The organism is Pseudonocardia sp. DxW (assembly GCF_058448985.1).
In genome coordinates, this window is record NZ_JBZFLK010000013.1 from 81,925 (window position 1) to 98,193 (window position 16,269).

General features: G+C 73.7%; 16 protein-coding genes. 8 read left to right on the forward strand and 8 right to left on the reverse strand.

From position 1 onward, the window contains the following. Window positions 1-17: 17 nt before the first annotated feature. Window positions 18-260, reverse strand: coding sequence for a hypothetical protein (locus ACVJO7_RS20730; RefSeq protein ID WP_491674253.1), 243 nt, complete (start codon window positions 258-260; stop codon window positions 18-20). Window positions 261-496: 236 nt separating this feature from the next. On the opposite strand from ACVJO7_RS20730, the gene ACVJO7_RS20735 reads away from it, so the two are divergent. Further along, window positions 497-1,537, forward strand: coding sequence for a LacI family DNA-binding transcriptional regulator (locus ACVJO7_RS20735; RefSeq protein ID WP_491674254.1), 1,041 nt, complete (start codon window positions 497-499; stop codon window positions 1,535-1,537). Here ACVJO7_RS20735 and ACVJO7_RS20740 read toward each other — a convergent pair. Next, a complete protein-coding gene (locus ACVJO7_RS20740; RefSeq protein WP_491674255.1) occupies window positions 1,485-2,171 on the reverse strand; it encodes a response regulator in 687 nt (228 codons plus the stop codon). The two genes, ACVJO7_RS20735 and ACVJO7_RS20740, sit on opposite strands and share 53 nt — an antisense overlap. Continuing rightward, a complete protein-coding gene (locus tag ACVJO7_RS20745) occupies window positions 2,156-3,346 on the reverse strand; it encodes a sensor histidine kinase (RefSeq protein ID WP_491674256.1) in 1,191 nt (396 codons plus the stop codon). The genes ACVJO7_RS20740 and ACVJO7_RS20745 overlap by 16 nt, the downstream gene beginning before the upstream one ends. 159 nt (window positions 3,347-3,505) lie before the next feature. Here ACVJO7_RS20745 and ACVJO7_RS20750 point away from each other — a divergent pair, with 159 nt between their 5' ends. The 5 genes from ACVJO7_RS20750 to ACVJO7_RS20770 all read left to right on the forward strand — a co-directional run bounded on the left by ACVJO7_RS20750 (window position 3,506) and on the right by ACVJO7_RS20770 (window position 10,304). After that, window positions 3,506-4,201 (forward strand): ABC transporter ATP-binding protein, encoded by a 696-nt coding sequence (locus ACVJO7_RS20750; protein WP_491674257.1) that lies wholly within the window; start codon window positions 3,506-3,508, stop codon window positions 4,199-4,201. Then, window positions 4,198-5,499, forward strand: coding sequence for an ABC transporter permease (locus tag ACVJO7_RS20755; RefSeq protein WP_491674258.1), 1,302 nt, complete (start codon window positions 4,198-4,200; stop codon window positions 5,497-5,499). Before ACVJO7_RS20750 ends, ACVJO7_RS20755 begins: the two co-directional genes overlap by 4 nt. Window positions 5,500-5,987: 488 nt before the next feature. Continuing rightward, window positions 5,988-8,036, forward strand: a complete 2,049-nt coding sequence (locus tag ACVJO7_RS20760; protein ID WP_491674337.1) for a DEAD/DEAH box helicase — start codon at window positions 5,988-5,990, stop codon at window positions 8,034-8,036. A 216-nt stretch (window positions 8,037-8,252) separates the two neighbouring features. Continuing rightward, window positions 8,253-9,179 carry a dicarboxylate/amino acid:cation symporter gene (locus ACVJO7_RS20765; RefSeq protein ID WP_491674259.1) on the forward strand — a complete coding sequence of 309 codons (927 nt, stop codon included), beginning with the start codon at window positions 8,253-8,255 and terminating at the stop codon, window positions 9,177-9,179. Window positions 9,180-9,308: 129 nt separating this feature from the next. Beyond that, window positions 9,309-10,304, forward strand: coding sequence for an LLM class flavin-dependent oxidoreductase (locus tag ACVJO7_RS20770; protein WP_491674260.1), 996 nt, complete (start codon window positions 9,309-9,311; stop codon window positions 10,302-10,304). Window positions 10,305-10,331: 27 nt separating this feature from the next. Here the strand turns inward: ACVJO7_RS20770 and ACVJO7_RS20775 are convergent, their stop codons facing one another. Then, window positions 10,332-11,732 (reverse strand): APC family permease, encoded by a 1,401-nt coding sequence (locus ACVJO7_RS20775; RefSeq protein WP_491674261.1) that lies wholly within the window; start codon window positions 11,730-11,732, stop codon window positions 10,332-10,334. A 290-nt stretch (window positions 11,733-12,022) separates the two neighbouring features. On the opposite strand from ACVJO7_RS20775, the gene ACVJO7_RS20780 reads away from it, so the two are divergent. Together ACVJO7_RS20780 and ACVJO7_RS20785 are read left to right on the forward strand one after the other, a co-directional pair. Continuing rightward, the gene (locus tag ACVJO7_RS20780; RefSeq protein ID WP_491674262.1) at window positions 12,023-12,481 is read left to right on the forward strand and encodes a hypothetical protein; all 459 of its coding nucleotides are present in this window, start codon (window positions 12,023-12,025) and stop codon (window positions 12,479-12,481) included. A gap of 2 nt (window positions 12,482-12,483) precedes the next feature. Continuing rightward, a complete protein-coding gene (locus tag ACVJO7_RS20785; protein ID WP_491674263.1) occupies window positions 12,484-12,708 on the forward strand; it encodes a helix-turn-helix transcriptional regulator in 225 nt (74 codons plus the stop codon). Window positions 12,709-12,713: 5 nt separating this feature from the next. On the opposite strand, the gene ACVJO7_RS20790 is transcribed toward ACVJO7_RS20785, so the two are convergent. The 4 genes from ACVJO7_RS20790 to ACVJO7_RS20805 form a co-directional block, all read right to left on the reverse strand. Beyond that, window positions 12,714-13,436, reverse strand: coding sequence for a TetR/AcrR family transcriptional regulator (locus tag ACVJO7_RS20790; RefSeq protein WP_491674264.1), 723 nt, complete (start codon window positions 13,434-13,436; stop codon window positions 12,714-12,716). A gap of 34 nt (window positions 13,437-13,470) precedes the next feature. Next, window positions 13,471-14,700, reverse strand: coding sequence for an acyl-CoA dehydrogenase family protein (locus ACVJO7_RS20795; protein WP_491674265.1), 1,230 nt, complete (start codon window positions 14,698-14,700; stop codon window positions 13,471-13,473). A 65-nt stretch (window positions 14,701-14,765) separates the two neighbouring features. Next, complete coding sequence (locus ACVJO7_RS20800; RefSeq protein WP_491674266.1) at window positions 14,766-15,668, reverse strand: SDR family oxidoreductase; 903 nt, start codon at window positions 15,666-15,668, stop codon at window positions 14,766-14,768. Between the two features lie 142 nt (window positions 15,669-15,810). Continuing rightward, complete coding sequence (locus ACVJO7_RS20805; RefSeq protein WP_491674267.1) at window positions 15,811-16,257, reverse strand: SDR family NAD(P)-dependent oxidoreductase; 447 nt, start codon at window positions 16,255-16,257, stop codon at window positions 15,811-15,813. Window positions 16,258-16,269 lie beyond the last annotated feature (12 nt).

Genomic DNA, 16,269 nt, shown 5'->3' on the forward strand with positions numbered 1-16,269 from the left:
CGGACCGGCCGCCGGGCTCACGACCAGTCCGGCCCGCCGTCGAGGCCGGGCCGGTCGCCGCGGTCGACCGCGAGCTTGTCCAGGTCCCCGACGTGCTCCGGGCACACGTCGATGTCCGCGTGGTGCTGCCAGCCGTGTTCGCTGCAGCGGGCGCGGAGCAGCGGATCGAAGCCGCCGGTCGCGACCGTGACGTCGTGGGTGATCGGTGGCGTCCAGCAGCCCTGGACGTCGCAGTACACCCACCCCTGGGTGACGATCATCCGATTCCACTCCTCCCGATCGGGTCCGGTCCCGGGCCGGCGGATCGTGGCCGGTGCCGCCGGTGGACGGCTGCGGCCGGGCCGGAACGCACATCGGGCAGCGGGAAGGGGCGATGGTGCCCGACGAACCACCCGGTGCCGAGGTGCAAGTTGCTGATTAATCGATTAATCTAAGGCTAGGAGCTTGGCGAGGGGCCCGTCAACCCGATCCGACAAAGACGCACGAAAATTGATGCATGAGCGAGGAGGAGGACCGGGAGATGGCGCGCAGAGCCGTCCAGCTGAGCGACGTCGCGGGGCGGGCCGGGGTGTCGGTGGCCGCCGCGTCGTACGCGCTGTCCGGGCGCGGCCGGGTCTCGGCGGAGACCAGGGCGCGGGTGCTGCGGGTCGCCGAGGAGCTCGGCTACCGGGTCAACGCGACCGCGCGCAACCTGCGGCGGCGTCGGCACGGCGTGCTCGGCGTGCACCTGCCGCACCGGGCGACCAGCCACGAGTTCTACATGGAGTTCGTGTTCGGGGCGGTCGAGTCGTGCGACGAGGCCGGGATGTCGGTGCTGCTGCTCGGCGAGCACGGCGCCCGCGACGTCGGACTGGACGCCGCCGTCGTGCTGGACGTGACCGCGGACGACGCCGTCGCGCGTGACCTGCTGACCGGTGGGGCGCCCGTCGTCGCGGCCGAGGAGGTCCCGGACGGACTCCCCCGGCCCGCCGTGACGGTCGCCGTGGACCACGCCCGGCACGCGACGGCGGTGCTGGACGCGCTGGCCGCGCGCGGGCACCACCGGATCGCACTGCTCGCCCCCGGCTCGGGCGCCGGCTGGGCCCGCGCCCTGCAGCGCGCCTACCGCGACTGGTCCGCCCGGCTCGACCGGGAGCCGATCGTCACCGAGGTGCTGTTCACCGAGCACGAGCGGGTGCAGGACCTGCTCGGCCCGCTGATGGCCGCGCAGCCGGACGTGCTGCTGGTCGGCACGGACAGCACCGCCGGCTCGGTCGCGACCTGGCTGCGCGAGCACGGCCACCACGACACCGCCGTCGCCGCCTACATCCGCTCCTCGGTCACCGACGCGCTGGGCGCCGAGGTGCTCGCGCTCGACCTGCGGCCGCGCGAGTTCGGCCGGGAGTGCGCTCGGCGCGCGCTCGGGCTGGTCGGCCAGGAGCCGCCCGCCGAGCCGGTGACCGTCGAGTTCACCGGGCCGCGCCTGGCCGGGGAGACCCGCCGGGTCACCCCTGCGGCGGCGACGGGACGACCAGCCCGCTCTCGTAGGCGTAGATGACCACCTGTGCCCGGTCGTGCGCCCCGATCTTGGTCATGATCCGGTTGACGTGCGTCTTCACCGTCAGCGGCGAGATCACCAGCTCCGCGGCCAGCTCCTGGTTGGACCGGCCCCGGGCGACCAGCTCCAGCACCTCCCGCTCGCGCGCGGTGAGCGTCTCCAGCGGCGGCCCGGTGTGCCCGCCGGGTTCCTGGTCCGCGGCCCGGCTGACGGTCAGGTACTTCTCGATCAGCGCCCGGGTCGCCGCGGGCGACAGCAGCGCCTCGCCATCGTGGATCGCGCGGACCGCGCGCGGGATGTCGTCCGGCTCGGCGCCCTTGCCGATGAACCCGCTGGCGCCCGCCCGCAGCGCGGCGACCACGTAGCCGTCCTCCTCAAAGGTGGTGAGTACCAGCACCCGGATGTCGGCGAACCGGTCGTCGGCGCACAGCGCGGCGGTCGTCCGGATGCCGTCGAGGCGGGGCATCCGGATGTCCATCAGCACCACGTCCGGCCTGGTCGCGGCGATCACCTCCAGCGCCTCGACGCCGTCGCCGGCCTCACCGACCACGGTCACCTCCGGGTCGGCGTCGAGCAGGCCGCGGATCGCGGACCGGATCAGCGGCTGGTCGTCGACGATCACGACGTCCGGCATCGGTTCCCCTCCCCCACCGCGGCCGGGACGGGCAGGTGCACGTCCAGCCGGAAGATCCCGTTGCGCTCCTCGGCGCTGACCCGGCCGCGGACCGACGCCGCCCGCTCCCGGATCCCGTTCAGACCGTACCCACCGGTCCCCGGGCGGCCCGCCGGACCGGCGTCGGACACCGGATTGGTGACCAGCAGCCGCAGCGTGTCCCGGCCGGCCGCGACCAGCACGTGTGCCCGGGACTCGCTGCCGTGCTTGAGCACGTTGGTCAGCGCCTCCTGCAGCACCCGGTAGGCGACGACGTCGGTGGCCGGCGAGAGCGTCGGCGGGATCTCGCCGGTCCGCCGGACCGTCACCTCCAGCCCGGACACCGACAGCGACTCGACGAGCTCGGGCAGCTGGTGCAGGCCCGGGCGGGAGACCGGTGGCTGGTCGTCGTCGGCCCGCAGCACGGCGAGCAGGTCGCCGATGTCGCCCAGCACCCGACGGGCCGCGGACCGGATGGTGGCCAGCGCGTCGGTCGCGGCGGGCGGCCCGCCGTGCAGGTTCGCCGAGGCGACGCCGGCGTTCAGGCTGATCACCGCGATCTGGTGGGCGACGACGTCGTGCAGGTCGCGGGCGATCCGCAGCCGCTCCTCGGTGACCCGGCGGACCGCCTCGATCTCCCGGGTCGCCTCGGCGTTCTCGGCGCGCGCGGTGATCGAGGCGATGTAGTCGCGGCGGCTGCGGGTGCTGTCCCCGAGCGCCGCGGCGAACCCGATCGTCACCGCGATCTGGATCGTCAGCGGCGGGTGCCCGGAGCCGATCGCGGCGACGAGCGTCGCCGGCACGACGACGGCCAGCACGGCGAGGTACGCGGCGACGGTGAACCGCCGCCCGTGGTGGTCGGCGCAGGCGAACATCGCGACGGCGACCGCGAACACCGACAGCGGCGTGATCACCGCGGTGAACAGCGCGCCGACGAAGCACGCCGTGCAGGCGGCGAGCACCGCCACCGGGTACCGGCGGCGCAGCCAGAGCAGCACGGCCGGCAACGCCTCCAGCGCCGGGCCCAGCGGGCTCACCTCGCCGAACCGGCCGGCCACCGGGGCGAACGCCGCGCCGAGCACCAGCAGGGTCACCGCCACGTCGGTGAGCCACACCGGGATCAGCCGACGCGGCGGTCCGATCACGGTCCCGGGCACCGGCCCATTGTCCACCCGGCGGGCGTCCGGGCCCTCCCCCGCCGGTTGTGCATCCGGGTACTGCGGTTGCGGTACACGGGAAGACACCCACGGGCCGATGCCCGGCGCGCACGTCTGCGGCGAGGCTGTGCCGACCAGCCACGGAAGAGAACGGACACCATGAACGAGGCCATACTGTCCGCGCGCAACGTGCGGAAGACCTACCGGAGCGCGGTCGGCGGCTCGGAGGCACTGCGCGGCGTCTCGATGGACGTCTACGAGGGCGAGAGCCTGGCCGTCGTCGGCCGCAGCGGTTCCGGCAAGTCCACCCTGATGCACCTGCTCGCGCTGCTGGACGAGCCGACCGACGGCACCATCCTGCTCGACCACCGCGACACCTGGGAGCTGCGCCGGTCGCGGCTGAACCGGGCGCGCAACAAGACGTTCGGCTTCGTCTTCCAGCAGTTCCTGCTCTCCCCCGACCAGACGGTGCTGGAGAACGTGATGCTGCCGCTGAAGATCGCCGGGCTGGCCCCGCGGGTCCGCCGGGAGCGCGCGATGGCGACCCTGGAGCAGCTGGAGCTCGCCGACAAGGCGTCCAGCCGGGCCACCGACCTGTCCGGCGGGCAGAAGCAGCGGGTGGCGATCGCCCGGGCGATCGTCGGGAACCCGCGGATCGTCTTCGCCGACGAACCCACCGGCAACCTCGACGGGGTGACCGGCGGCGTCGTCGAGGACCTGCTGTTCACGCTGAACCGGGAGCAGGGCATCGCGCTGGTGATCGTCACCCACGACGACAAGCTGGCCGCCCGCTGCGACCGCACGCTGCAGCTGCGCGAGGGCCGGATCGTCACCGGCGAGGTGGCGGCGGCATGAGGACGCGCGACCTGGTCCGCACCGCGGCCGGCAGCCTGTTCCGGGCCCGGGCGCGGACCCTGCTGACCGTGCTGGCGATCTTCGTCGGCGCCTTCACCCTCACCCTGACCAACGGCGCCGGGACCGGCATCAACCGGTTCATCGACAGCACCGTGTCCTCGCTGGGATCCAGCGAGGTGATGACGGTCGTCAAGCGCTCCGACGCCGACGTCGCCACCGAGACCGACGGGCCGCCCGTCTACGACCCGGACGCGGTCACCTCCGACCAGCCCGGCCCGCCGACCACGACGACCGTGATGACGCAGGCCGACATCGACACCCTCGCCGGCATCGACGGGGTCGAGGACGCGGCGCCGATCCGGTCGCTGGCCGTCGACTTCATCCAGTACGGGTCCGGCACCCGCTACGCGACGGCCGCGTCGACCCTGCTCCCCGGCCAGACCCAGGAGCGCACCGAGGGCACCGCCCCGGACGGCACCGGCGACGCCCGCCAGCTCACCATCCCGCTCGGCTACGTCGATCCGCTCGGCTTCACCGACGCCGCGGACGCGATCGACAAGACCATCACGCTCGGTCTCACCGACGGCGCCGGTGCCGAGCAGACCGTGCAGGGCACGATCGTCGGCGTCACCGAGGACACCCTCGCCGGGCCGGCCGCCCCGGGCGTGACGGTCAACGACGCACTGTCCGACGCGGTGTACGACCTGCAGCAGGTCGGCCTGCCCGCCGACCAGGTGGACCGGTGGTCCCAGGCCACCGTGCAGTACGCCGCGGACATCACCCCCGAGGAGCTCACCGCGCTGAAGGACCGGCTGGTCGACGCCGGGTTCGAGGGCCGGACGATCGAGGACCAGATCGGCGCCTTCACCTCGGTGATCGACACGATCGTGCTGGTGCTGAACGCGTTCGCCGGGATCGCACTCGTCGCCGCCGGGCTGGGCATCGTGAACACGCTGCTCATGTCGGTGCAGGAACGGACCCGCGAGATCGGGCTCATGCAGGCGATGGGGATGGGCCGCGCCCGGATGTTCGCCCTGTTCAGCCTGGAGGCCGGGTTCCTCGGGCTGCTCGGCAGCATCCTCGGGGCGGTGATCGCGATCGTGGCCGGTACCGCGATCAGCGCGGCGCTCGCCGGGTCGCTGTTCGCCGACCTGCCCGGGTTCACGCTGATCGCCTTCGCCCCCGGCACCGTGTTCGCGGTGATCGCGGTGATCGTCGCCGTCGCGTTCCTCGCCGGTACGCTGCCCGCGCTGCGGGCCGCCCGCAAGGACCCGGTGGAGGCGCTGCGGCACGAGTGACGTGCCGGCGGACCAGGGCCTGCTCCCCGACGGGCAGGCCCTGGTCCGCGCGGTGCCGACGGACCGGGCCACCGGCCGCCGGAGGTTCGGCTCGTGCCTGCTGCCGGCCGTGCCCGGCCCGCCGGGCTCCCCCGTCACCCCACCGGCGCACCGGCGCCGCTCGTCGGCCGCGGCCCGTCGGGTTATCATCGACGGAGGGCGTCCGGGATGCCCGTCGTGGCGCCCAGCTCCGTGTTCGGACTGTTCGGCCCTGCGACGGCGATCTCCCACAGACCTACGGGTCGGGTCGCATCGGGGATGGGCCATCCGGCTCCTCCTCCCGCGACGTCCGCCACCCCGACCGCAGCAGCATGCGCGGCGGGGCCGCTGCGGTGGTCCCGCCGGGTACTCCGGAGGAGGAGTTCTTGGCTCGACAAGGCCGGCCGCAGACCAGGGCGCGCCGTGACGCCCCGCGGGACCGCCGTCGCGGCCGCGACGGCGGGGACATCATGTCGGTGCTCGCGCGCTCGGTCCGTGAGGTCCAGGCCGCTCGGCGGAACGGTCGGGTGACCGCCGAGACCCGCACCAAGTTCCAGGCGATCGCGCTGTTGCTGCGCAACGAGCGGGCCCGGGTGCTGGGCGACCAGAAGTCCACCGAGGCGCAGCGGGCCGAGCAGCTCAAGCGGCTCGACACGATCGCGACCAACCTGGCCTCCACCGCGGTGCGCGACGCGGCGCTGCTGGCCCTGCTCTCCGAGGACGCGGTGGTGTCCGACGAGGCCCGCTCGATGTCCCGCGAGGTGCTGCGCTCGGTCGGCGTCGAGGAGGCGACCGAGGAGGTCGCCGAGCCGGTGCCGGCTCCGCCCGAGCCGACCCGGCCCGGGGTCGTGCCGCAGGCGGTCGTGTCCCGGCAGCTGGCGAACCCGTTCCTGGCGCCCGACTTCTCGGCGCCCCGGCCGGCCGGGCCGCGGCCGACGCCGCTGTCGGGCTGGGAGCTGCTCGAGCCGCTGCTGCGGTCGTTCGAACGGGCCGCGACCGGCGCGTCGACCTGCATGGAGCTCCCCGAGCCGCCGGAGCACACCGGGCCGGAGGGCCCGGCGCTGATGGCACACCAGGCCCGCCTGGTCGCATCCGCGGCCGCCGGGCACCGCACGTTCCTGCTCGCCGACGAGCCGGGGCTGGGCAAGACCGCGCAGGCCCTGCTGGCCGCCGAGGCCGCAAACGCCTATCCGCTGCTGGTCGTCGTGCCCAACGTCGTCAAGACGAACTGGGTCCGCGAGGCCCAGCGGTGGACCCCGCGCCGCCCGGCCACCGTGATCTACGGCAACGGGGACTCGATCGACGGATTCGCCGACATCGTCGTCGTGAACTACGAGATCCTGGACCGGCACGTCGGCTGGCTCGGCGAGTTCGGCTTCCGCGGGATGGTCGTCGACGAGGCGCACTTCATCAAGAACAAGAGCTCCCAGCGCTCGCAGCACGTGCTCGCGTTGTCCGACCGCATCCGCGCCGTCACCACCCGGCCGCTGATGATGGCGCTCACCGGGACGCCGCTGATCAACGACATCGAGGACTTCCTCGCCATCTGGCAGTTCCTCGGCTGGATCGACGAGAAGAAGCCGCGGGCCGAGCTGATGGACGCGCTCACCGCCACCGGCATGACCCCGGCCGACGCGCGGTTCGAGCCCGCCGCCCGGCAGTGCGTCGTGGACATGGGCATCGTGCGCCGGCGCAAGATCGACGTGGCCGCGGACATCCCGGCCCGCCGGATCGCCGATCTCCCGGTCGAGCTGGACGGTGCCGACGGGCGCTCGATCCGGGCCGCCGAGCGCGATCTCGCCCGGCGGATGGTGGCCCGCTACTCCGAGGCGCTCGCCAACCGCAGCTCCCGCGCCGTCGTCGAGGGCATCGACCACGACCTGGTGCGCCAGGTCGCGAAGTGGGAGCAGAAGGACGCGATCGGCTCGAAGTCCGGCGACAACGTGTTCGGCATGATGCGCCGGATCGGCCGGGCCAAGGCGGCGCTCGCCGCCGACTACGCCGCCCAGCTCGCGCGCAGCGCCGGCAAGGTCGTCTTCTTCGCCAAGCACGTCGACGTGATGGACGCCGCCGAGCAGACGTTCGCCCGAGCGGGCCTGCGGATCGCCTCGATCCGCGGCGACCAGACCTCCGCCGCCCGGCAGCGCAACATCGACGCCTTCACCGGCGACCCGGGCGTCTCGATCGCGGTGTGCTCGCTGACCGCGGCGGGGGTCGGGATCAACCTGCAGGTCGCGTCGAACATCGTGCTCGCAGAGCTGTCCTGGACCGCCGCCGAGCAGACCCAGGCGATCGACCGCAGCCACCGCATCGGCCAGGACCAGCCGGTCACCGCCTGGCGGATCATCGCCGCGCAGACGATCGACGCCCGGATCGCCGAGCTGATCGACAGCAAGGAGGGGCTGGCCGCGCAGGCGCTGGACGGCATCGAGAACGACGGCCCGTCCTCGGCCGACGTGCAGCTCGAGGCCCTGGTCGCACTGCTCACCGACGCCCTGTCGGAGGTGCGGCCCGGTTGAGCGCCCGCCGTCCCGCAGCACCGTCGGCTCCCCCGGGTAACACGGGGACATCCCACCGAGCCGCGGTCGCAACATCCCGTCGTTGGCGTCGCCCGGATCCATGATCCACACGCCGGACCGGGCGACCGGCCGGCGACGAAGGGACGACATGACGCTCTCCGCCCTGAGACATCCCGCGGCCCGGATCGCCGTCGCCGCCGTCGTGTGCCGCTCGTCATGACCTCGATCACCGCCACCGGGTCGATGAGCGGCGCCGGGACCGGGCGGGTCGCGGCCCGGACCTTCGGCTGGATGCTCGGGCTCTCCGCGGTGTCGGCCGTGGTGGCGGTGGTACTCGGCCTGCTGCTCCGGCCCGGCGCCGGGATGGTCGGCCTCGGCGCCGTCGATCCCGCACCGGCGGACCCGGACGCGCACCCGGCGGGCTGGCAGGACACCGTCCTGGGCTTCTTCACCACCAATACCGTCGAGTCGATGGCCGAGGCCGCGATGGTGCCGATCATCGTGTTCTCGCTGCTGTTCGGGGTCGCGCTCAACCGGCACGTCCGGGCCACCGGGAACGCGCTGGCGCTGAACGTGATCGACCAGCTCCAGCAGATCCTGCTCGGTCTCATCCGGATCGTCATGTACGTCGCGCCGATCGGCGTCTTCGCGCTGCTCGCCGACCTGTCCGGCAGGGTCGGGTTCGCGGTCGTCGGCTCGGCGCCGGCCTACCTCGGGACGAACCTGCTGGGCGTCGTCGCGCTGACGGTGCTGTTCGTCGCGATCGTCGCGCTGCGGACCCGGCTCAGCCGGTGGCGGCTCCCGCGCAAACTCGCCGAGCAGACGGCCGTCGCCGTGACCACGACGAGCTCCGCCGTCGCCTGTCCCACCGTGCCTGCCGCTGGAGGCGGCCGGGCTGCTGATCGCCGTCGACTGGTTCACCGGGATCCTCCGCACGTTCCTCAACGTCAACGCGGACACCCTGGTGGCGATGCTCGTCGCGCACCCGGACGACGCGATCGACCGCGACGTCTACCACGACCGCGCCGCGGCCGGCGGGACCGCGGTCACCCCGGCGGGCGGGGCGGAGCCGGCGGCCGGAGCCGGGCCCGACGGGACGGCGGCCGGCGAGCGGCCGTGAAGTGCCGCCGTCGGCGCCCGTGATCCGGACGCCGACGGCACCGGTGTTGCGAGCAGCACATTCCGGGTACGGGTGCGCCCGGGGACGGAAGGTCGCGGGCATCCCCGTTGTTGTCCGGAGGGTCCTCCCCTTCCGCGACGAGAGGTGTCCCCGTGTCCCTTCCCCTGCCGCTGTCGATCCTGGATCTCGCCACCGTCGCCAGGGGCGAGAGCGTCGGCCAGGCACTGGAAGCCAGCACCACGCTCGCGCAGCGCGCGGAGCAGTGGGGTTTCCGGCGCATCTGGTACGCCGAGCACCACAACATGGGGTCGATCGCGTCCGCCGCGACCAGCGTGCTCATCGCGCACGTCGCCGCCCGCACCGAGCGGATCGTCCTCGGCTCCGGCGGCGTGATGCTGCCCAACCACTCGCCGCTGCAGGTCGCCGAGCAGTTCGGCACCCTCGCCGAGCTGCACCCCGGACGGATCGAGCTGGGGCTGGGCCGGGCGCCGGGCACCGACCAGGAGACCGTCCGCGCGCTGCGCCGTGACCCGCGGGCGTCCGAGCGCTTCCCGCAGGACGTCCAGGAGCTGCAGGCCTTCCTCGGGGACGACACCCTGGTGCCGAACGTGCACGCCTACCCGGGCCGCGGCACCGGCGTCCCGCTGACGATCCTCGGGTCCTCGCTGTACGGCGCCCAGGTGGCCGCGGCCCTCGGCCTGCCCTACGCGTTCGCCTCGCACTTCGCGCCGGACGCCCTCGAGCAGGCCGTCGCGCTCTACCGCCGGGAGTTCCGGCCGTCCGCCCAGCTCGCCGAGCCGCACGTGCTGGCCGGGGTGAACGTGATCGCGGCGGACACCGCCGAGGAGGCGCAGCAGGTGCTGCACGAGACCCAGCGCGACCGGGTCCGCCTGCTCACCGGGCGGCGCGGGCGCTCGCTGACCGACGCCGAGGTCGACGCCGTGCTCGACGGCCCCGGCGGCGAGCAGGTCCGCACGATGACCCGGTGCAGCGCCGTCGGCACGCCGGACACCGTCGCCCGCGAGCTCGCCGAGTTCACCACCCGGGCCGACGCCGACGAGCTCGTCGTCACCGTCCCGGCACCGCGCCGGGAGAGCTGGTGGCGCAGCTGGGAGCTGCTGGCGACGAAGGTCCAGGGCGCGAGCTGAGCCGGCGGCCGGACCCGCGCGACCCGCTCACCCGCGCCGCTCCCGCCGCCGGGCGGCGAGGGCCCCGGCCAGACCCGCCACCAGCACCACCAGCGGCATCGCCGCGACGACGGGTGAGTCGCTGCCGGTCACCTCGGCGTAGTTGGTGGCGATCACCACCAGGATCCCCAGGAGGCCGGAACCGGCCAGTACCGGTGCGACGAGGGTCGACCAGGCCGAGCCGGTGACGGTCCCACGCAGCCGCGCGACGACGACGCTCACGCAGCAGCCGGTCATCAGCCCGATCAGCGAGATCGAGGTGATCCCGGAGACCGCCGGGAACAGGTTGACCAGTGGATCGGCCCCGGCCACCACGAACGGGGTGAGCATGACGACCGATGCGACCGTCACGACGATACACCCGACGTAGGGGGTCTGGTAGCGGCCGTGCGTCTTGGCCAGCGCCGTCGGGAGCATGCCGTCCCGGCCGAGCGTGAACAGGTACCGGATCGCCAGGTTGTGGAAGGCGACCGCGGCGGCGAGGAAGCTGATCGCGATCAGGACACCCAGCAGCGGGCCGGACCACGGCCCCAGGTAGCGGTCGGCGGCGGTCAGGACCAGCGCGCCCGGGTCGTCGGCGGCGGAGGTGCGGACGTCGTCGAAGGCCGCGACCAGGGTCCAGGTGCCGAGCACGAACACCCCGAGCAGCAGCCCGAGCGCGGCGTAGGTGGCGACGGTGATGCTCCGCCCCGGCGCGTCGGTCTCCTCGCCGTAGGCCGCCGTCGCCTCGAACCCGGCGAACGACAGCAGGCAGAACACCAGGGTGAGGGCCAGTCCGGGGCCGAGGGCCGCCGTCGGGGACAGCGTCCCGGCGTTCAGCCAGCCCTCGGGCCGCTGCACGAGCACCGCCACCGCCAGTAGCGCGATGATGCCGAACTGCAGCACCGACACCGCCGTCGTGACCCGCTGGGCGATCTCCACCCCGCGGATGCCGAGCGCGGCGGTCAGCAGCAGCGCCCCGGTCGCGTACAGCCACCACGGCAGGTCGACGCCGGTGAGCGCCGAGACGGCGAGGCCGGTGAAGTAGCCGGTCGCCGCGACCATCCCGCCGGCGGCGAGGGTGTAGGCGAGGGTGGCGACGAACGCCACGCTCCCGCCGGCGCGGCGCCCCAGACCGAAGGCGACGAACGCCTGGTAGGCGCCGGCCGACGTCACGTACCGGGCGAGCACCAGGTAGCCGGCGGCGAACACCGCCAGCAGCGCCCCGGTCAGCACCATCACCAGCACGACGGCCGGTCCGGCACCCATCCCGAGGCTGAGCGAGATGTTGGACGACATCGCCGTCAGCGGGGCGGTGGCGGCGACCACCATGAAGACCATCGCCGGCACCCCGACGACGCCCGCCTTCAACCGGCCCTGCTGCTCGCCGGTCCCGAGACGGGCGGTCATCGCGCCACCGCCGGTACTGCGACCGCCGGCACCGGGGTACTCGATCTCGGACACGACCACTTGCCGTCCATGGGACCCCTAAGGATGCTAACTATCCTGAATTGGATGCAATAACCATGACAGCGGTGCACACGCACTGTCAACGACGTCACACAGCGGTTACCGGGTCGTTCGCCCGGCGACGGCGGACCACCGGCCCGGGAACACGGCCCCGGCACGTTGCGTGACGTCTGCCGTGCATGTAGAACTCGCGAGACATGTCAAGTGAGCTGTACATACGGGCGACGACCATGGACGACGACGCACCCACCCGCTGGGGCCGCACCCGGTTCGGCAACGGGACGGTGCCCACGATGTGGCTCGCGGCGCCCGCCGGTGCGGTGCTCGCCGCCGGGCTCGGCGCCGCCGCGGTGCTGTCGGATGCCGCCGGCCCCGGCCCACTGGTGGGCGGCGCCGTCGTCGCGCTGGTCTCGTTCGCCGGGCTCGCCGGGCTGGTGTGGGCGTTCCTGGTGGACCGGCGCACCCTGCGCGGCGCGACCGCGCGGCCCGAGGAGCCCGTCGAGTCGGCGTGGTTCGACGACGCCGCCCGCGGCGCGTTCACCGACACCGTGACGGTCACCGGCCTCGCCCTGGCGGTCCTCGCGGTGACCGGCGCCGACGTCCCGGGGATCGCCGCGCTGACCGGCACCGTGGTGGTGGCGCTGGTGTCGGTGTCGGTGCGCAACGTCGTCGCCCGCAGGCGGGGATGACGGTGCGCAACACCCTCCCCGAGCTGCGCCGCGAGCACGGCTGGTCCCAGCAGCGGCTGGCCGACGAGCTCGGCGTCACCCGGCAGACGGTCATCTCGATCGAGAAGGGGCGATTCGACCCGTCACTGCCGCTCGCGTTCCGGCTGGCGGCGGTGTTCGGCCGCACCATCGAGGACATCTTCAGCCCGGACCCGGAACCCGGCCCTGGCGCGACGACCGGGGCCTGAGCGGCTCACCGCGCGGGCCGCCCCGAGCTGTCGGTGAGCCGCAGCCCGTTGATCCACAGCCGGGTCAGCACGGTGACCAGCTCCTCCAGGTCGGTGCCCTCCCCCACCAGCTGGTCCATCGCCATCCGGCTCACCATCCCGGACAGCGCGTAGGACGCCTGCAGCGGATCGATGCCCGGATCGGCCTGCCCGCGCTGCTGCAGCTCCGCGATCCGCCGGGCGTTGCGCTCGGCGAACGCGCGGCCCCGGCGCCGGCGCAGCTCCCGGAACGCCGGATCGACCGCGGCCACCTGGTGCATCAGCGCCATCAGCTTCGCGTTCCGCCGGAAGGCGACCAGATAGGCCCGGTTGCTGGCCTCGATCACGGCGGCCGGGTCGTCGTCGTCGGCGACGTGCGGCATGCCGGGATGCAGCATGTCGTCCTGCGCGGCCTCGAGGACGGCGGCGAAGATCTCCTCCTTACCGGCGAAGTACGTGTAGAACGTGCCGATCGAGCAGCGTGCCTCCGCGGTGATGTCGCTGAGCCGGGCCGCCAGGTAGCCGTCGCGCTCGAAGACCGTCCGGGCGGCCGTCACCAGCGCGGCCCGGGTGCGCGCGCCGCGGCGGGTGCTCGGCGCGCGGATACCCGAGGTGTCCGCGAGCGGCGGCACGTCGTCGATCGGGCCCTCGGTGCGCGCTGCGCCGGAACCGGTCGTGCCCCGGTGTCCACCCGCGCCGGAGCCGGTCATGCCCGCGCGCCCCGGCCGGTCAGGTGCACGGCCATCAGCGCCGCCCGGCGGACTCGACGCGGCGCAGCTCCATCCGGGCGATGGTGCGCTTGTGCACCTCGTCCGGGCCGTCGGCCAGCCGCAGGGTGCGCTGGTGGGCGTAGAACCCGGCCAGCGGGAAGTCCTCGGTGACACCGGCACCGCCGTGCACCTGGATCGCCCGGTCGATCACCCGCAGCGCCACGGCCGGGGCGGCGACCTTGATCGCCGCGATCTCGGTGCGCGCCTCCCGGTTCCCGACGGTGTCCATCAGCCAGGCCGCCTTCAGCGTCAGCAGCCGGGTCATCTCGATGTCGATCCGGGCCTCGGCGATCCAGTCCTGGATGTTCGAGCGCTCGGCGACCGGGCTGCCGAAGGTCACCCGCTCCCGGGCCCGCGTGATCATCAGGTCCAGCGCCCGCTCGGCCGCACCGATCGAGCGCATGCAGTGGTGGATCCGGCCGGGCCCGAGCCGGGCCTGGCTGATCATGAAACCGTCGCCCTCGCCGGCGAGCAGCGCGGACCGCGGCACCCGGACGTCCTCGAAGAGGATCTCGGCGTGCCCCTCGCGGTCCAGGTAGCCGAACACCGGCAGGCCGCGCACCACCGTGATCCCAGGGGTGTCCAGCGGCACCACCATCATCGACTGCTGGCGGTGCGGGGCCGCCCCGGGATCGGTCTTGCCCATCACGATGAGCACCCGGCAGTGTGCGTGCAACGCGTTCGAGGCGAACCACTTGCGCCCGTTGAGCACATAGTCGTCGCCGTCGGGCAGCATCCGCAGCTCGATGTTGGTCGCGTCCGAGCTCGCCACGTCCGGCTCGGTCATCGCGAACGCCGAGGCGATCTCCCCGGCCAGCAGCGGCTGCAGCCACAGCTCCTTGTGCTCGTCGGTGCCGAAGAGCTCCAGCACCTCCATGTTCCCGGTGTCCGGGGCGTTGCAGTTGGTCGCCTCCGGGGCGAGCAGCGGGCTGCGGCCCATGATCTCGGCCAGCGGGGCGTAGTCGAGGTTGCTCAGGCCGGGGGCGCCCCAGTCCGGGCGCTCGTGCGGGTGGAACAGGTTCCACAGACCCCGGCTGCGGGCCTGCGCCTTGAGCTCCTCCAGGACCGGCGGGTGGAAGTTCGGGTTCCCGGACTCCGCCATCTGCCGCGCGTACACCGGCTCGGCGGGGTGGACGTGCTCGTCCATGAAGGCCAGCAGGAGCTTCTGGTACTCCAGGGCGCGCGGGCTGGGGGCGAAGTCCATGGTGCGTCTCCGTCGGATCGTCGGTGATCGGGTGGTCTGCTGGTCGACGGCCCGGTGGCCGGGGCTCAGCCGAGGCTCTGCTGGTAGCGCCGCATCCCGGCGAGCCAGCGGTCGTGGTCGGCGGCCTTGCGCCGGTGGAACTCGCCGACCTCCGGGTGCGGGAGCACGAGGAACCGCTCGTCGCGCAGTGCGGCCAGCAGAGTGTCGGCGACGTCGAGCGGGTCCAGCACCCGGCCGGCCCCGGTGACGGCGGCCAGCGCCCGGCGCAGCGCCTCACCGTCACCGGGCTCCGCGGCACCGGGCTCGGCGCCGCCGCTGTCGGCGCCGCCGCTACCGGTGCTGCCGCTGTCGGCGCCGCCGCTGCCTGTGTTGCCGCTGTCGGTGCCGCCGCGCAGCATCGCGGTGTCGACACCCATCGGGCACAGGCAGCTCACCCCGATCCCCCGGTCGCCGTAGGTGACCGACAGCCATTCGGCGAAGCCGACCGCGGCATGCTTGGTGACCGTGTAGGTCGGCGACCCGATCTGGGTGAGCAGTCCGGCCGCGGACGCGGTGGCGACGAAGTGCCCGCGGCCGCGCTCCAGCCAGCCGGGCAGCAGCAGCCGGGCCGCCCGGACGTGCGCGAGGACGTTGACCTCCAGTGCGGCGGTCCACTCCGCGTCCGGGGCGTCGATCCCGGAGACCGGGCCGATCCCGGCGTTGGCGACGAAGAGATCGACCGGCCCGAACCGGCGGTCCGCCTCGGCGAGCAGCCCGGCGAGATCGGTCTCGTCCGCACAGTTGCCGACGTGTCCGGCGATCCGGCCCGGGGCGAGGACCTCCAGCTCCGCGACGACCTGGTCGATCCGGCCGGCGTCGAGATCGGAGACCAGCACCCGGGCGCCGTTCTCCACGAGTCGCCGGGCGATCGCGCGGCCGATGCCGCCCGCCCCACCCGTGACCGCCGCGACCTGCCCCGTGACGTCCATGCGTTCCCTCCGGCGGACCGGGAGCCGTCGGTGGCTCCCCTCGCCGAGGGACGCTAGTTGAATCCGTGCTCAGGTTCAATTGTGGGCCGTGACGTGCGAATCACACCCGTCGTCGGGCGACGGATCCGCCGGCTCCGGGACGTCAGGAACTCGCGATGGCCGCCGGATCGAACGGGCGCGGGGGCCCGGAGAGGGCGGCCTTCGCCTCGGCGCTCTGCCGGTCGAGGATCTCGATCTCGCCCGCCTCGATGCCGTCCAGCGCGAGCCGCGCCAGCTCGTCGGGCTCGTTCACCACGCCGGACGGGAGCTCGATCCCGGCGTCCCGCATGGCCTCGCGCAGCGTCCCGGTGCCGATGATCCCGGCGAACAGCCCGGAGACCAGGGTGCCCTGGTCCGCAAGCTCGAGCCGGACACCGTTGGTGAGGCCCCACTGCGCCGACTTGGCGGCGGCGAGCGCGGTGTTCGAGGCGATGCTGGTCCATCCCACGAGCGACAGCACGTTCAGGACGGCGCCGCCGCCGTTGCCTGCGAGCACCGGGGCGAACGCCCGGATCATCGCCAGGGTGCCGTGGAAGTGGGTGTCCATCATCCGCCGGACCAC

Excerpts from the sequence above, each read along its gene's own strand:
- ACVJO7_RS20765 (WP_491674259.1), top strand. The coding sequence starts at position 8,253 with ATGACCTCGATCACCGCCACCGGGTCGATGAGCGGCGCCGGGACCGGG.
- ACVJO7_RS20805 (WP_491674267.1), bottom strand. The coding sequence starts at position 16,257 with ATGATGGACACCCACTTCCACGGCACCCTGGCGATGATCCGGGCGTTC.
- ACVJO7_RS20735 (WP_491674254.1), top strand. The coding sequence starts at position 497 with ATGAGCGAGGAGGAGGACCGGGAGATGGCGCGCAGAGCCGTCCAGCTG.
- ACVJO7_RS20795 (WP_491674265.1), bottom strand. The coding sequence starts at position 14,700 with ATGGACTTCGCCCCCAGCCCGCGCGCCCTGGAGTACCAGAAGCTCCTG.
- ACVJO7_RS20755 (WP_491674258.1), top strand. The coding sequence starts at position 4,198 with ATGAGGACGCGCGACCTGGTCCGCACCGCGGCCGGCAGCCTGTTCCGG.
- ACVJO7_RS20800 (WP_491674266.1), bottom strand. The coding sequence starts at position 15,668 with ATGGACGTCACGGGGCAGGTCGCGGCGGTCACGGGTGGGGCGGGCGGC.
- ACVJO7_RS20790 (WP_491674264.1), bottom strand. The coding sequence starts at position 13,436 with ATGACCGGCTCCGGCGCGGGTGGACACCGGGGCACGACCGGTTCCGGC.
- ACVJO7_RS20750 (WP_491674257.1), top strand. The coding sequence starts at position 3,506 with ATGAACGAGGCCATACTGTCCGCGCGCAACGTGCGGAAGACCTACCGG.
- ACVJO7_RS20775 (WP_491674261.1), bottom strand. The coding sequence starts at position 11,732 with ATGACCGCCCGTCTCGGGACCGGCGAGCAGCAGGGCCGGTTGAAGGCG.
- ACVJO7_RS20780 (WP_491674262.1), top strand. The coding sequence starts at position 12,023 with ATGGACGACGACGCACCCACCCGCTGGGGCCGCACCCGGTTCGGCAAC.
- ACVJO7_RS20730 (WP_491674253.1), bottom strand. The coding sequence starts at position 260 with ATGATCGTCACCCAGGGGTGGGTGTACTGCGACGTCCAGGGCTGCTGG.
- ACVJO7_RS20740 (WP_491674255.1), bottom strand. The coding sequence starts at position 2,171 with ATGCCGGACGTCGTGATCGTCGACGACCAGCCGCTGATCCGGTCCGCG.
- ACVJO7_RS20760 (WP_491674337.1), top strand. The coding sequence starts at position 5,988 with ATGTCGGTGCTCGCGCGCTCGGTCCGTGAGGTCCAGGCCGCTCGGCGG.